The organism is Bifidobacterium moraviense (genome assembly GCF_012932365.1).
GTDB lineage: Bacteria > Actinomycetota > Actinomycetes > Actinomycetales > Bifidobacteriaceae > Bifidobacterium > Bifidobacterium moraviense.
In genome coordinates, this window is record NZ_JAAIIH010000007.1 from 26989 (window position 1) to 42653 (window position 15665).

The following is a 15665-nucleotide window of genomic DNA, read 5'->3' on the forward strand; positions in this document are numbered from 1 at the left end:
AGCCCTTCGTGGTGCCCCCCGTGGGATTCGAACCCACAACCCACGACTTAAAAGGACGCTGCTCTAACCGTTGAGCTAGAGGGGCAACGTTTCTAAGATACACGCGGCCGGCGGACAACGCGCGCGGCGGCGTCGCACAGACGGGTCGGTCCTGTGCGGCGGTCCCTGTGCGGGCAGCGCGGACAAGAGAAAAGCCCGGCGGAGAGGCCGGGCTTTGAGAGAGAAGAGAGAAGAAGGGATTCAGTTATGCGGCCTTGCGGTCGTGATTCACATATAACCGCATGAACCACAGGGGAACGTCGGTGTTGGCTGGGAATTCCATGAGAATCGACGGTTCCGGCGTTCCGCGACCCGATTCCGGGCGGCCGCCGGCGGCGTGATCGCGTCGCACCTAGGGCAATCAACGATGTGCCGGGCGGCGTCGGTCAGACGTCAGTCGTCGCCGGCCGTATCGTCGTGCGATGCCTCGCCGTCCGGCTCCGCCTCGCCGCGTCCTTCGTCCGTCTCCTCGGGAACCCGCGCCTCGTCGCGCCGCGCGTCGGATCCGGCGTCGACGTCGACGTCGTCGGAGTCGGTGTCGACGCCCGCCTTCGCCGCCTCGCGCTCCTCGCGCGCGGCCCGCTTCGCCTCCTCGCGTCGCGCCTTCTCGCTCTCGAAGCGCAGCTCCGGCTTGGGGGACAGGCGGGACAGCCCGTGCCACGCCAGATCCACGATGTACGCGGCGAGCTGCTCCTTGCTCACCTTGCGCCGATCCGCCCAATACTGTCCGGTGAACACGGTCATGCCCACCAGCATCTGCGCGTAGTACGGCACGCCGCGCACGGGCAGCTTCTGGCGCTTGAACGCCGCGGTGAGCAGGTCCTCCACGCGGATGCTCACGTCGCCCAGCAGCGAGGAGAACGATCCGGCCGGGTCGGTGCTCGGGGAGTCGCGCACGAGCACCTGGAAGCCCTCGGTGTGCTCCTCGATGTAGGTGAGCAGCGCCAGCGCGGCGCGTTCCACGATCCGGCGCGGGTGCGCGTCCTGATCCGAGAGCGCGGCGGCGAGCGTGTCCGTGAGGGCGCGCATCTCGCGGTCCACGATGACGGCGTACAGGCCCTCCTTGCCGCCGAAGTGCTCGTAGACGATCGGCTTGGACACCTTGGCGTTGGCGGCGATCTCCTCGACGCTCGCCGCCTCGAACCCCTTGGAAGCGAACAGCGCCCTGCCTACGGCGATGAGCTGCTCGCGGCGCTGGAACGATGTCATCCTCGAAGAATTTGCCATGCGTCCCATTGTTCCACGGTTCCGGGGCGCCGCGGCGCGGGTCTCGCGACGGGTGTTTCCGATGGCGGCTTCGGCGTCGATTCGACGGTCGAACCGGTTCGAAACCGAGGCGTGGACGCAAATGTGAGAAAACGGGTCCGATCGCGACATGAACCGCGGCGGTTGTGATGGGGTGTTGGCACAATATCCGTATGCTCGTGGCGATTCTCATTTGGTTGGCGGTTCTCATCGGTGCCATCCTGTTCGTACTCAGGTTGGCGCGCGGCGAATCGCATGACGGAACGTTCAGCGAGCGCCTGTACGAACGCAGCAATCCGCGTCAGGAGCCGCCGCGCGTGCGCCGCGTGGGCGGCACGATGCCGTCGTTCACGCCCCAGTCCACGGAGGGCCGTCCCAAGCGCCCGCATCACGCCGACGGCGACATCCCCGAGGTGGAGCAGACCATGGAGAATCCGGTGTACGTGATCAACGGCACCGTGGTGGAGGTGCGTTCGCTGCGCACGCCGCAGTCGGGTGCGCCGCAGCAGCGCGCGGGGGAGACCCGGCGTCCCGACGGCGCCGCCGCGTCCGGCACTCCCGCACCCGGCGCCGCCGCGTCCGCCAGCTCGCCCTCCGGCGATCGCCGCTAATCCCCGGTCGCCCCGCTTCTCTTCTGACCCGATCCTGAGTATCTTCCGGCTCCGGTCCGTTCCCGGTCCGTGCGCTGATTGCCCCGGCTGTGTCCCTTGCGGTTTTTAGGCTTGGGGACATGGAACCCAATAGCATTCTGGCGGTCGTAGCCGTCGTCATCGTCGTCGCCGCGCTGATCGTGGGCGGCTATCTCATGGACCGCTCGCGCAAGCGCCGCATCGCGCGCGCCGAGGAGCGCATCAAGGCCGATGCCGCATCGGTCCCGCCCGCCGCGACTCCCGAGCCGACGCCGGCGGAATCCGCGACCGCATCCGAGTCCGAGCCGAAGTCCGAGTCGAAGCATGAACCGGGCGAAGACGCCGGGAGCGCCCCGGCTCCGGCAGCCGAGTCCGCCGCTCCGGCGCCGGCCGAGCCCGCGCCCGCCCCGGCTCCCGCGCCGGCCAAGGCCGAGACCCCGGAATCGGTCGGCTCGCGCCTCACGCGCCTCAAGGCCAAGCTCGCCAAGTCCGCCAACCCGTTCGGCAAGGCGCTGTTCGCCATCCTCACCAAGGACCACCTCACCGAGGCCGATTGGGAGGACGTGGAGGATACGCTGCTGCTGGCGGACGTGGGCGCCGAGGCCGCCGAACAGCTGGTGGACGAGCTGCGCTCCGACGCGCGCGTGACCGGCGAGAAGGATCCCGCCGCCGTGCGCGAGATGCTGCGCGGCAAGCTGCTCGATCTGGTGGGCCGCGACACGGACCGTCGCCTCAACGTGAACAAGCCGGGCGCGGCCAAACCGTCCGTCATCATGATGGTGGGCGTCAACGGCACCGGCAAGACCACCACGGCCGGCAAGCTCGCGCGCCTGTTCGTGGCCGACGGCAAGTCCGTGGTGCTGGGCGCGGCCGACACGTTCCGCGCCGCCGCCGCCGACCAGCTCGAGACGTGGGGCGCGCGCGTGGACGTGCCCGTCGTCCGCTCGGACAAGGACGGCGCCGACCCGGCGTCCGTGGCGTTCGACGCGGCCGCCCGCGCCAAGGAGGCGGACGCCGACGTGCTCATCATCGACACCGCCGGCCGTCTGCAGAACAAGGCCAACCTCATGGACGAGCTCGGCAAGATCCGCCGCGTCACCGAGAAGAACCTGCCGGTGGACGAGGTGCTGCTCGTGCTGGACGCCACCACCGGTCAGAACGGCATGGCGCAGGCCAAGGTGTTCGCCGAGGCGATCGGCATCACCGGCATCGTGCTGTCCAAGCTGGACGGCTCCGCGCGCGGCGGCATCGTGATTTCGGTGCAGAAGGAACTGGGCGTGCCGGTCAAGCTCGTGGGACTGGGCGAAGGCCCCGACGATCTCGCGCCGTTCGACCCGGAGGGCTTCGTGGACGGCATCCTCGCCTGACGGTGGCCGCCGCTGCGCGCGATCAGGCATTGCGCGGACGATGATGGGCAGTTTTCACATGGAAGCTGCCCATCATTGATATTCGGAGGCGGGTTGCGCGGCCGGCCGTCGAGGCATTTTCGATTCGTGTGGTGGAATTCGGCCGTCCGGTCGGGTACCGCCGGCGTCATATCGCCGATATCGCAACGGGGATATCCGGCGGAGCCGGCGGCGACCGCCACACGAATCGAAAATACGTGCGACGCGTGGACTACGTAGCTGTGCCCGCACCCGGCGTTTCCGCATCCGCGCCATCGTGAAACCCCAAGCGCCCCAAGGCCTTTAACCTCCCCGTAACAGGGCGTAACAATCCCGGAAACCAGCCGGTCGTTTCATAACGGTGTTGGCTCCGTGGGGAGCCGCGAGAAGTGAACCGCCGGAATCCTCCGGCACAATACAGAAGAGAGGGAGGTAGCCATGATCCCCGAAGTAGCAGCGACGACCGGCAATGCCGCGTGGATGCTTACGTCCGCTTCCTTGGTTTTCCTCATGACGCCCGGTGTGGCGTTTTTCTATGGCGGCATGGTCCGCGCCAAGGCCATTCTGAACATGCTCATGCTGTCCGCCGCGGCGCTGTCCGTCACCGCCGTCGTGTGGACGCTGTGGGGCTGGTCGATCGCCTACGCCGGTAACAGCATCGGCGGCATCTTCGGCGATCCCGCCACCGGCTTCCTGCTCAAGGACTCCATGGTCGCCACCGACGGCGTGTTCGGCTCCGTGAGCGACCCGTCCACCTACACCGCCGCGGCCGACGACATGCCCTCCTACCCCGGCTCCATCGACGTCGCCTTCCAGGTCACCTTCGCCATGATCACCGTGGCCCTGATCTCCGGCGCCCTGGCCGAGCGCATCAAGTACAGCACCTGGATGATCTTCGTGGCCCTGTGGATCACGTTCGACTACGCCCCGATGGCCCACATGGTGTGGAACCACGGCCTGCTGAGCGGTGACGGCGCGATCTCCACCGCCATCGGCGCCGCCGCCCACGACTTCGCAGGCGGCACCGTCGTGCACATCAACGCCGCAATGGCCGCGCTCGTGATCGTCCTGATCATCGGCAAGCGCAAGGGCTTCGGCGTCTCCCCGATCCGTCCGCACAACGTCCCGTTCGTGATGCTCGGCGCCTTCCTGCTGTGGTTCGGCTGGTTCGGCTTCAACGCCGGCTCCGCCTTCGGCGCCAACGGCACCGCCGGCTACGCCTGGATGTCCACCACCGCCGCCACCGCGGCCGCCATGCTGGCCTGGGGCTTCACCGAGAAGATCCGCACCGGCCACTACACCGCGATGGGTGCCGCGTCCGGCATCGTCGCCGGTCTGGTCGCCATCACCCCGGCCGCCGACGTGGTCTCCCCGCTGTGGGCCATGGTCCTCGGCGCCATCGCCGGCGTGCTCTGCTGCTTCGCCTGCGGCCTCAAGTTCAAGCTCGGCTACGATGACTCGCTCGACGTCGTCGGTGTCCACGGCGTGGGCGGCCTGACCGGCACCGTGCTCATCGGCTTCTTCGGCGAGGGCACCGGCCTGTTCGCGGGCGGCGACTTCAAGCAGCTGCTCGTGCAGATCGTCATCGCCCTGTGCGCCATCCTCTACTCCGGCGTCATCACCGCGATCATCGCCTTCGCGCTGGAGAAGACCATCGGCTGGCGCGTCACCGAGGCCCAGGAGGTCGGCGGCATCGATCTTGCCGACCAGGGCGAGCGTGCCTACGATTTCGCTGGTACTGCCAGCTCCGTTCTCAAGGAGGTGAAGTGAGATGAAGCTCATCACTGCTATCATCCAGCCCCATAAGCTCGACGACGTCAAGGAGGCCCTCGCGGCCGCCGGCGTGCACGGCCTGACGGTTTCCGAAGCGAACGGCTACGGCCGTCAGCGCGGACACACCGAGGTCTACCGCGGCGCCGAATACACCGTCGACCTGATCCCGAAGATCCGCGTGGAGGTGCTGTCCGACGACGCCGACGCGGAGACGCTCGTGGGCGTGATCGCCAAGGCGGCCGGCACCGGCACCATCGGCGACGGCAAGATCTGGGTCGCGCCTCTCGATTCCGTGACCCGCGTGCGCACCGGCGAGACCGGTTCCGCGGCGATCTGATGAAGGACGCCCGCGCCGGCCGGCCGTGAGCCCCGGAACGGGTAATGAGACAGGAATCCCCGCGTGCGTGCTCCGTACGCGGGGATTTCGTCATACATGCATCAATCCATACGCATCACAATCCATACGCAAACATCCATGCGCACATGCGCGTCGCGGAAGGAAACAGACAACGGTGGCCAGCGCAGTCGACGGTCTCAAGCAACGATTCATGGCGATGAGCCAGCCGGACGCGGACGGCATCTACCGCGATGGCGCGGCCAAGCGCAGGGCGCGCACCGAGCTGGCCATGGCATGCCTCACGAAGCTGTGGGGCGAGGCGTGCGAGGCCGTGCCGTTCGACGTGCCGGCGCAGGGCATCGGGTTCGCGGCGGTCGGCTCGCTCGCGCGCGGACAGGTGGGACCCAGCTCCGACCTCGACCTCGTCATCATCTACGACAACCACGCGCTGGGCGACGAGCAGCTCAACCAGCTCGCCAACAAGCTGTGGTACCCGCTGTGGGACTCCGGCCTGGACCTCGACCATTCCGTCCGCACGCGCGCCCAGTGCGAGGCGGTCACCGACTCCGACCTGCCCGCCGCGATGGGCTGGCTGGACGTGAGGCCCATCGCCGGGGACACGGCGCTCATCACGCGCACGTCCACGTCCATCCTCGAACGCTGGCGCAAGGCGGCGCGCAAGCGCCTGCCGGAGCTGCTCGCCTCCGCCAAGTCGCGTCTCGACGAGTTCGGACGGCTCGCGTACATCAACCAGCCGGACGTCAAGGAGGCGCGCGGCGGCCTGCGCGATGCGGTGCTCGTCTCCGCGCTCGCCGCGTCCTGGCTGGCCGATCGCCCCCACGGCCGCTACGACGAGGACGTGGAGCGTCTGCTCGACGTGCGCGACTGCATCCATCTGGTGGCCAACAAGGACACGAACCTGCTGCTCGCGCCCTACCAGCCCAGGGTGGCGGCGATGCTGGGCCTCGCGGATCCCACGTGGCCTCAGGCCGAGCGCGACGCGCGCGCCATCGACGATCTGCAGACGCGTCTGGCCGGGCTCGGCCGCCAGATCTCCTTCGCGCTGGACTCCACGGCGTCGCGCGCCGAGCATTCGCTGGTGCACGAGAAGCCGCGGTTCGCGTTCTTCCAGATCCTGCAGCCGCGCGGCGGCGGCAGGCGCGAGGCGCCGACGTTCGACGTGGTGGCTCCCGGCGTGGCGCGGCATGAGGGCGAGATCGTGCTCGCCCCGAACACCGAGCCGGAGGCCGACGCGAACCTGGCGCTGCGCGTGGGCGCGGCGGCCGGCGAGTACGGGCTGGAGATCAATCCGTCCACGCTGCTCAACCTCCGGCGCTGCCCGATCCGCGACTCGGTGTGGGACGACGAGGCGCGCGCGCTGTTCGTGCGGCTGCTCGCCTGCGGGCCGGCGCTGCTGGACGTGTGGGAGGAGCTCGACTACGTGAACCTCCCCGGCCGCTGGATCCCGGAGTGGTTGGGCATCCGCAACCGTCCGTCCGCCTCGGCCGCGCACCGGTACACCATCGACCGCCACATGGTGGAGGTCACGTCGCGGCTGGGGCGCGAGACGCCGTCCGGCGGCCGCTACGACGACGCGCACTACGCGGCGCTGCTGCTGGCGGGCATCCTGCACGATCTGGGCAAGCGCCCGGGCGTGACCGACCATGCGGCCGAGGGTGCACGCCACGTGCCGTACATCCTGCGGCGCATGGGGTTCGACGCCGAGACCGTGGACCGGGTGACGCTGCTGGTGCGCGAGCATCTGACGCTCTCCGAGTTCGCCAGCGGCAGGGACCCGTCCGATCCGGCCGTGACCGGCGAGCTGGCCGACCGCGTCCGGCACGATCCGCTGCTGCTGGACATGCTGTTCGACCTGACGCGCGCCGACGGCTCGTCGCTGGGCGCCACGGCGGGGGAGTCCATCACCAAGCAGTACGGGTGGAGCAAGTGGCGCGCGGCTGTCGTCGGGCAGATGTACGCCGCGGTGCGCGCGGCGCTGTAGCCCGCGCGTGCGTGCCTACGCGCGCATCCAGCGGTCGCCCCGGGCGCGCAGCCCGTTCGCCACGCCTCGCCCGCCCATGAGCACCACGTTGAACACGGTCCACAGCGCGGCCGTGCGCGCCGCGTCGCCGGGCAGCAGCGGCGCCGCGGCGTCGGCCACGGCGAGCACGAGCGCGATGTAGAGCGCGGCGGTCAGCGTGCAGGTGACGGCCAGATAGCGGTAGTCGCGCGCGCCGATCAGGATGCCGTCGAGCGCCATCATCCACCCCTGCAGCGGGAAGAACAGGCCCATCGTCACCATGCCCACGGCCGTGAGCAGCTGGATGGCCGGGCTGGGGGAGAACACGTGTCCGGCGAACAGGCCCACGCCCGCGAATCCCAGTCCGATCACGGCCCCGGCGGCGAGCCCCGCGCGTCCGGTGGCGCGGGTCAGGGCGCGCGCCCGCGCGATCTCGCCCGCGCCCAGCGCCGTCGCCACGAGCGTCTGCCCCGCGATGCCCACCGAGTCGAGCATGTTCATCGCGAAGTTCCACGAGGAGTTCACCGCCTGGAACCCGGCCAGCACGTCGGTGCCCATGCGCGCCGCGCAGGCCACGGTCGTCACCATCGCCGCGCGGATGGCCAGCGTGCGCACGAACAGCGGCATCCCGTCGCCGCCCGCCGAGGCGATGCCCGCGAGCCTGGGCCGCAGCGTCGCGCCGTCCGCCCGCGCCCACAGCACCGCCGGCACCGCGAGGAACAGGCCCATGTACCACTGCGCGATCAGCGTGGCCGCGCCCGAGCCGGCGATGCCCCAGCGGAACACGATGACGAACAGCACCTCGAGCACGGTGTTGAGCGCCGCGCCGCTCACGGCCGCGACGAGCGTGATGCGCATCTTCTGCAGGCCGCGGAAGATGCCGTTGGCGGCGTAGACGAGCAGCATGCCGGGCGCGCCCGGCACGATCGCGCGCGTGTACGCCACGGCCTGCGGCAGCACGTCGCCGCGGGCGCCCAACGCGAGGCACAGCGGCTCCGCGGCGGCGAACAGCCCGAGCCCGAGCGCCGCGCCGATGCCGAGCGCCAGCCACAGTCCGTCGATGCCCGCCTGCATGCCCTCGCGCCGGCGTCCCGCGCCGAGCAGATGCGCCACCTGCGCGGTGGTGGAGTAGGCGAGGAAGATGCACAGGCCCACGGCGGTGAGGATGATGGTCGATCCGATGGACAGGCCGGCCAGCGCGGCGTCGCCGATGTGCCCGACGATGGCGGTGTCGATAAGGATGAACGTGGGCTCGGCGATGAGCTGTCCGAACGTGGGCAGGGCGATGGCCCAGATGCGGCGGCCGACGGGTTCGATGGGCGGTTCCGGTGCGCCGGACGACGCGGGAGTGCCGGGCGTTGCGGGGGCGGCGCCGCGGATCCCGTTGCGGCCGTCGCCGCGTCCGTCACTGTGTCCGTCACTGTGTCCGTCACTGTGGCTGCCGCCGCCGATGTGCTGATGTCGATCGTCCCGTGCGCTCATGGTTGCCCAACCTAGCCGGACGAACTGACGGCCTGCGGCTCAGGGCCCACCGCCGACCCCGCGCAGGTACGCGGAATCGCGTAGAAAACCCGCGGACGACGTTCCCATAGCACGGTGTTTACCTGACGGCAAATCGCCGTTCCGGATCGAACGCGTTATCCCCAAGTTTTACACAGCATTATCCCCATAAGGTGCATAACTCATGGCGATATCCACCGAGATATCCCCGTATTGTGGATAACTCACTTTTCTATCCACAATCGCGCTCGTGCGTGTCGCCGCACGGCATCGCACACATGGAATGTTCGTTTCCGTGCGCCGCGGTGCGCATCACGGTCGTGCCCCGGCCGCGTCGGACCTGCGCTGCACCCGCGCCGCGGGACGGTTCGCCGCGACTCCTATACTGGGGAACCATGGCTGAAGGAATGGTTGGGGCGACCGCCCCCTCGCGCGACGGGCGCGACGTGATCTTCGACCGCATCCCCCCGCATGACGACGACGCGGAGATGGCGGTCCTGGGCGGCATGCTCATGAGCAAGGACGCGATCGGCGAGGTCTCGCAGATGATCGACGTCACGGACTTCTATCAGCCCAAGCACCAGACCATCTACGAGGCGATCATCAGCCTGTTCTCCCAGAGCCAGCCCGTGGACGCCGTGCTCGTGGCGAACCAGCTGCTCAAGGACGGCGACCTGGAGAAGGTGGGCGGCGCCGACTACCTGCACAGCCTCATCAACGCCGTGCCCACCGCCGCCAACGCCACGTACTACGCGGAGATCGTGCACCAGCGCGCGATCCTGCGCAACGTGATCGCCGCCGGCACCAAGATCGCGCAGCTCGGCTACTCCGCGGAGGGCTCGCAGGCCGAGGACGTGGTCAACCTCGCGCAGTCCGAGGTGTACGAGATGTCCGTGGGCAAGGTGCGTCAGGACTACACCGCCATCGGCCCCGTGGTGCACGACGCGCTCGACCAGCTCGACAAACTGCAGAACGGCGAGGTGGAGCGCGGCGTGCCCACCGGATTCCGCGACATCGACGACCTGACGCAGGGCCTGCAGCCCGGCCAGATGATCGTCGTGGCCGGACGCCCCGCCATGGGCAAGTCCACGCTCGGCATCGACTTCGCGCGCGCCGCCGCCCTGCACCACCACATGACGTCGATCGTGTTCAGCCTGGAGATGAGCAAGGTGGAGCTCGCCCAGCGCATCATCTCCGCCGAAACGAACATCCCGCTCGTCGCGCTGCGCCGCGCCGACGACATCACCCCCGAACGCTGGAACACGCTCAACCAGTTCTGGGGCAAGCTGGAGGACGCGCCGCTGTTCATCGACGACAGCCCGAACATGAGCCTCATGGAGATCCGCGCCAAGTGCCGACGCCTCAAGCAGACCAACGACCTCAAGCTCGTGGTCATCGACTACCTGCAGCTCATGAGCTCCGGCAAGCAGGTCGAATCGCGCCAGCAGGAGGTCTCCGAGTTCTCGCGTGCGCTCAAACTCCTCGCCAAGGAGCTCGAGGTGCCGGTGGTGGCCCTCTCCCAGCTCAACCGAGGCCCGGAGATGCGCAACGACAAGAAGCCGCAGCTCTCCGACCTGCGCGAATCCGGCTCGATCGAGCAGGACGCCGACGTGGTGTTCCTGGTCCACCGACCCGACTTCTACGACAAGGAGGACCGTCCGGGCGAGGCCGACATCATCATGGCCAAGCACCGCAACGGCCCCACCGAGACGTTCCATCTGGCGTTCCTGGGCGCCACGTCCAAGTTCAAGGACATGCCGCAGGACTACAACGCGAATCAGGGGGTGTGAGATGTTCGCAGCCGTGGCCATCGGACGACTCGTCCGCTTCGCCTCGCGCCTGACCCGCCACGGCGGCTCGGCGCTGCCCGGCAAGGTCGTGGAGAGGATCGATCCGGGGTTCCTGGCACGCACGCTCGGCCGGCTGCCGTACGGCGTGGTGCTCGTCTCCGGAACCAACGGCAAGACCACCACCACGCGCATGGTGGCCTCGATGCTCACCGATCTGGGGCTGAAGGTGTTCACCAACCCCACCGGGTCGAACTTCACGCGCGGCGTGGTCTCCGCGCTCCTCACGCAGGTCTCGCTCGGCGGCAGGCTCGACGCGGACATCGCCGTGCTGGAGCTCGACGAGGCGTACGCCGTGCACTTCGTGCGGCAGGTCAGGCCACGCTACGCGCTGCTGCTCAACGTGATGCGCGACCAGCTGGACCGCTTCGGCGAGATCGACAACACCGCGCGCCTGCTGGGCCACGTGGCCGAGGCGACGACCGGCACCGTGGTGCTCAACCGCGAGGACCCGCGCATCGCCGCGCTGGCGAAGCTGGCGCCCGAGGGCACCGAGGTGCGCTACTTCGGGCTCGCCGATGATTTGAAACGCTTCTTCCCCTCCGACGACGACATGGCCACCACCGTGGCGACCGAGGAGCGCGCGGAGGCGCAGGATGCCGGTGCTGCGGCGGGTGCTCCCCTCAGTCCGTCTGTCGACGGACAGCTCCCCTCGGGGAGGGGAGCCGAGACGGCGGGCTTGTCTGTCGACGGACAGCTCCCCTCGGGGAAGGGCGCCGAGGTTGGTGCTGTGGGCTCCCCTCTGGGAGGGGAGCTGTCGGTGCAGCCGACTGAGGGGAGCGCTGAAGGGAGCGGTCGCGACGACTCCGACGCGCCCGTCCTGCCCGCCGACGTGACGCTCGCCGCCGTGGGCGACCACGAGGCCACGTTCCTCATGGACGGCGCGGAGCATCGCGCCAAGGTCCGGCTCGAAGGCGTCTACAACCTGTACAACGCCGCCGCCGCGCTCGCCGTGACGCGCGCCGTCAGACCCGACGCCACGCCCGACGAGCTGGTGCGCGCCGCCGGCAACGTGACGCCCGCGTTCGGCCGCGGCGAGATCATCGACGTCAACGGCTCGCCCGTGGAACTGCTGCTCGTCAAGAACCCGATGGGCTTCCGCCTCGCGCTGGCCAGCTTCGACGCCTCCCAGGCCACCACGATGATCGCCATCAACGACGAGTACGCCGACGGCCGCGACATGAGCTGGCTGTGGGACGTGGACTTCACGTCGCTGCGCGAGGGCGGCGTGGCCATGGTCTCCGGCGTGCGCGCGTGGGACATGGCGCTGCGCCTCGAATACGACCAGGTGCCGGTGGGCGCCGTCGAGACCGACCTGGACAAGGCCGTGGAACGCTTCGTGACCGAACCGGGGCCGCTGGGACGCCCCCGGCACATCTACTGCACCTACACCGCGATGCTCAGGGCGCGCGCGGCGCTGGGGCGCATCACCGACGTAAGCGACGCGGGAGTGGGACGATGAGAACGATCGACGTGGTATCGCTGTACCCCAAGGACATGAACATCTACGGCGACTCGGGCAACGTGCTCACCGTGCGCCGCCGGCTCGAGCTGTACGGCTACGCGCCGCGCGTGCACATGGTGGATCAGGACGACCCGTGGCCGGAGCACGTGGACGTGATCCTCGGCGGCGGCGGACAGGACGCCGGCCAGCGCAAGGTGATCGACGACCTGCACGAGCGCGCCGACGACCTGAGGGCCATGGCCGCGGACGGCGTGCCGATGCTCATGATCTGCGGCATGTACCAGCTGTTCGGCGAATACTTCAAAACCATCGACGGCGACCGCATGGAAGGCATCGGCGTGCTCGGCGCGTACACGATCGGCAAGCCGCAGCGCCTCATCGGCAACCTCGTGGAGCACAGCGACGAGTTCGGCGACATCATCGGCTACGAGAACCACTCCGGGCAGACGTTCCTGCGCGAGGACGCCGAGCCGCTCGGCTACGTCAAGTCGCTCGACGGCGCCGGCAACAACGGCTCCGACGACACCGAAGGCGCCCGCGCGCACAACGTGATCGGCACGTACATGCACGGCTCGCTGCTGCCCAAGAACCCCGCCGTGGCCGACTTCCTCATCCGCAGGGCCGTCGAACGCCGCTACGGCGCGTTCGACACGGATGAGCAGACGCCCGAGCAGCGCCAGACGCTCGAACACCTCGATCGCGTCATCCGCTCGGCGCGGCACGTGGCCGCGTCGCGCCCAAGGTAGGGGAGGATTCCATCGCATGGCCACCGCACGCGCATCGCACCCGCGCCGTCGCCGCATCGACGGACTCGACGGCATCAAGGGACTCGCCATCATCGCCGTGGTGGCCTACCACTGCATGCCGGACCGCCTGACCGGCGGATTCGTGGGCGTGGACGTCTTCTTCGCCGTCTCCGGGTTCCTGGCCGCATGGGGCATCCTCGGCAGGCTCGACGACGGACGCTTCGACCTGGGCGACTACTGGCTCGGACGTCTGCGGCGCCTGTGGCCGGCGATGCTGCTGCTCGTCCCCGTGAGCGTGAGCGCGGCGTGGTACGTGCTGCACGACGCGCTGGTGGGCATCCGCGACCAGGTGGTCGCCACGCTGCTCAGCTGCTACAACTGGTACGCCGTGGCCACCGGCAGCAGCTACTTCGCCGCCAACAACCCGCAGCTGTTCCGCCACCTGTGGTACGTGGGCGTGCTCGCGCAGAGTTATCTGGTGATCCCGTTCCTGCTCGTGGGGCTGTGGACGCTGTGCGGCGAACGAGGGCGCGGTCGCCGGAACGGCAGCGTGCGCGGCGCGGCGGGCGGCGGGATCGTGCGCGGACGCGCGTGGATCGGCTTCGCGGCGCTCGTGGCGCTGGCCGCGGCGAGCGCGCTCGCGATGGGCGCGCTGTACCGCCCCGGCCAGGACCCCACGCGCGTGTACTTCGGCACGGACACCCACGTCTCCGGACTGCTGCTCGGCATGGCGCTGGGGTGGGCGCTCGTGCACGTCGACCGCGCCCGCGCGGCGCGTGCGGACGGCGGCGATGCGTGGGCCGCGGCGCGTGCGGTGCTGCGCCACGCCCTGCCGTGGATCGGCGCGCTGGCGCTCGCGGCGCTGGTCGCGCTCGCGGTGACGATGCGTCAGGACGACGCGGCCTTCCGCGGCGGCATCGCACTGGCCGGCGTGCTGGCCGTGCTGCTCGTGGCCGGCGTGGCGGTGCGCGGATCGTGGCTCGGCCGCGCGCTCGACTGGGGGCCGCTGGGCCTGCTGGGCCGCTACTCGTACGGCATCTACCTGTGGCACTGGCCCATCTGGATCATGGCCAAGCACGCCATGCCGGGATTCCTCACCGGGCAGCTGCCGAACCTCATGCCGCAGGCCGTCGCCGTCTCGCCCGTGCCGCCGCTCGTCGTGACGCTCGTGCTGACCGCCGCGGCCACCGCGCTGTCGTGGACGCTGGTGGAGCGTCCCGCCGCGGCCGGCGGGCTGCTTCGCGTCTTCGTGCCCGCCGCTCCGCGCACCGTGGGCCGATGGGTCGCCGCCGCGCTCGCGATCGTCGTGTTCGCCGTGAGCGGCTACGGATTCGTAGGCGCGCTGCTGCACGCGCCCGCCAAGACGGGCGTGCAGGCGCATCTCGAGCGCGTGGCCGCGCAGGCCGCCGCCCAGCGCGCGGCCGATCTCGCCAGCGGCGACTGGCGCCGCGAACGCATCCCCGACCTGCGCGCGCCGCGCAACCAGATGCCGGACGGATCGCAGATCACCGCCGTGGGCGACTCGGTGATGCAGTCGTCCACCTACGGCTTCAACAAGGTGTTCCCGGGCGTGGAGCTCGACGCGGTCATCAACCGCACCGTGGACAAGGGCATCGAGGCGCTGGAGCAGCACCGGTCCAACGGCACGCTGCGGCGGTGGGTGGTGATCGGGCTCGGCACCAACGCGCCGATGAGCGAGGACCAGCTCGACCGCATCCTCGACATCATCGGCCCCGACCGCATCCTCGTGCTCGTGGGCACCCACTCGCCGGACGAGCCGTGGGCGGTGCAGAGCAACCAGGAGATCCTCGCGTTCGCTCCGCAGCACCAGAACCGCGTGGTGCTGGTGGACTGGGACCGCGTCATCACCGCCGACCCCTCCGAGCTCGACGCCGACGGCATCCACCCCAAGGAGAACAGCACCATCTACGCGCGCGCCGTGCGCGACGCCATCGACCGGTGGATCCGGCAGGGCCACTGACGCTTCAGAGCCGCTGAAGTGCCATGGTCGCTGATGCGCCTATGGCAGCTGATGTCCTAGGGCTGCTGACGTTCTAGTGCCACTGACGTTTTATGGCTGCTGATTTCTAGGGCCACTGACGCGCCGCCGCCAGCGCCGCTGACGGGGACCGCCGTCGTACCGCTGACGACACGCCGCCGTGCCACCCTACGCACCGCCTGCGCCTACGGCCGGTCCGCGTCGCCGTCCTCCTTGACCGTGCGCGCGACTCCAGACCTTCGTCGCAACGTTGCGATGATCGACCACTATGGGGCAGTCGGAGCGGTCTTTCGATGGTCGTCCATAACAACGTTGCGATGATCGACCACCATGGGGCAGTCGGTATGGCTCCTCGGTGGTCTCCTGCGGCAATGTTGTGATGATCGGCCGGTTCGCGGACGTCTGCCGGGTCTTTCGATGGTCGTTCGTCGCAACGTTGTGATGATCGACCACTATGGAACGGTCGATGCGGCTCTTCGATGGTCGTTCGTGACAATGTTGCTGTGATCGACCGGTTTGCGGATGCCTGCCGGGTCTTTCGATGGTCATTCGTGACAATGTTGCTGTGATCGACCATCGCGGAATGGTCGCGGTGGCCCTGCGATGGTTTCTGACGGCAACGTTGCTGTGATTGGCCACTATGGGACGGTCGGAGCGGTCTTCCGATGGTCGTCCATAGC

11 protein-coding genes and 1 tRNA gene are annotated in these 15665 nt (G+C 69.2%); 9 read left to right on the plus strand and 3 right to left on the minus strand.

The window, feature by feature from the left end; translation table 11 throughout:
- Window positions 1–9: 9 nt before the first annotated feature.
- Both G1C96_RS05710 and G1C96_RS05715 read right to left on the minus strand, forming a co-directional pair.
- Window positions 10–85, minus strand: a tRNA-Lys gene (locus tag G1C96_RS05710).
- Between the two features lie 347 nt (window positions 86–432).
- A complete protein-coding gene (locus tag G1C96_RS05715) occupies window positions 433–1248 on the minus strand; it encodes a TetR/AcrR family transcriptional regulator (RefSeq protein ID WP_169275742.1) in 816 nt (271 codons plus the stop codon).
- 215 nt (window positions 1249–1463) lie between these two features.
- On the opposite strand from G1C96_RS05715, the gene G1C96_RS05720 reads away from it, so the two are divergent.
- The 5 genes from G1C96_RS05720 to G1C96_RS05740 all read left to right on the plus strand — a co-directional run bounded on the left by G1C96_RS05720 (window position 1464) and on the right by G1C96_RS05740 (window position 7410).
- Complete coding sequence (locus tag G1C96_RS05720; protein ID WP_169275692.1) at window positions 1464–1895, plus strand: hypothetical protein; 432 nt, start codon at window positions 1464–1466, stop codon at window positions 1893–1895.
- Window positions 1896–2014: 119 nt separating this feature from the next.
- Window positions 2015–3280, plus strand: coding sequence for a signal recognition particle-docking protein FtsY (gene ftsY / locus G1C96_RS05725; protein WP_169275693.1), 1266 nt, complete (start codon window positions 2015–2017; stop codon window positions 3278–3280).
- A gap of 456 nt (window positions 3281–3736) precedes the next feature.
- Window positions 3737–5068 (plus strand): ammonium transporter, encoded by a 1332-nt coding sequence (locus G1C96_RS05730; RefSeq protein WP_169275694.1) that lies wholly within the window; start codon window positions 3737–3739, stop codon window positions 5066–5068.
- Window position 5069: 1 nt separating this feature from the next.
- Window positions 5070–5408: a P-II family nitrogen regulator gene (locus G1C96_RS05735; RefSeq protein ID WP_150354424.1), complete on the plus strand. Its 339-nt coding sequence runs from the start codon at window positions 5070–5072 to the stop codon at window positions 5406–5408.
- Between the two features lie 175 nt (window positions 5409–5583).
- Window positions 5584–7410 (plus strand): [protein-PII] uridylyltransferase family protein, encoded by a 1827-nt coding sequence (locus G1C96_RS05740; protein ID WP_169275695.1) that lies wholly within the window; start codon window positions 5584–5586, stop codon window positions 7408–7410.
- 15 nt (window positions 7411–7425) lie between these two features.
- Here G1C96_RS05740 and G1C96_RS05745 read toward each other — a convergent pair whose 3' ends face one another.
- Entirely contained in the window at window positions 7426–8910 is a 1485-nt protein-coding gene (locus G1C96_RS05745; protein WP_169275696.1) for an MATE family efflux transporter, read from the minus strand.
- Window positions 8911–9323: 413 nt separating this feature from the next.
- On the opposite strand from G1C96_RS05745, the gene dnaB reads away from it, so the two are divergent.
- Genes dnaB through G1C96_RS05765 form a run of 4 tightly spaced genes read left to right on the plus strand, consistent with a single transcriptional unit; the run spans window position 9324 to window position 14967 of the window.
- Window positions 9324–10718, plus strand: coding sequence for a replicative DNA helicase (dnaB, locus tag G1C96_RS05750; protein WP_240945128.1), 1395 nt, complete (start codon window positions 9324–9326; stop codon window positions 10716–10718).
- Window position 10719: 1 nt separating this feature from the next.
- Window positions 10720–12237, plus strand: coding sequence for a Mur ligase family protein (locus G1C96_RS05755; protein WP_169275697.1), 1518 nt, complete (start codon window positions 10720–10722; stop codon window positions 12235–12237).
- Window positions 12234–12986, plus strand: coding sequence for a type 1 glutamine amidotransferase (locus G1C96_RS05760; RefSeq protein WP_169275698.1), 753 nt, complete (start codon window positions 12234–12236; stop codon window positions 12984–12986). The genes G1C96_RS05755 and G1C96_RS05760 overlap by 4 nt, the downstream gene beginning before the upstream one ends.
- A 16-nt stretch (window positions 12987–13002) precedes the next feature.
- Window positions 13003–14967, plus strand: a complete 1965-nt coding sequence (locus G1C96_RS05765) for an acyltransferase family protein (protein ID WP_169275699.1) — start codon at window positions 13003–13005, stop codon at window positions 14965–14967.
- Window positions 14968–15665 lie beyond the last annotated feature (698 nt).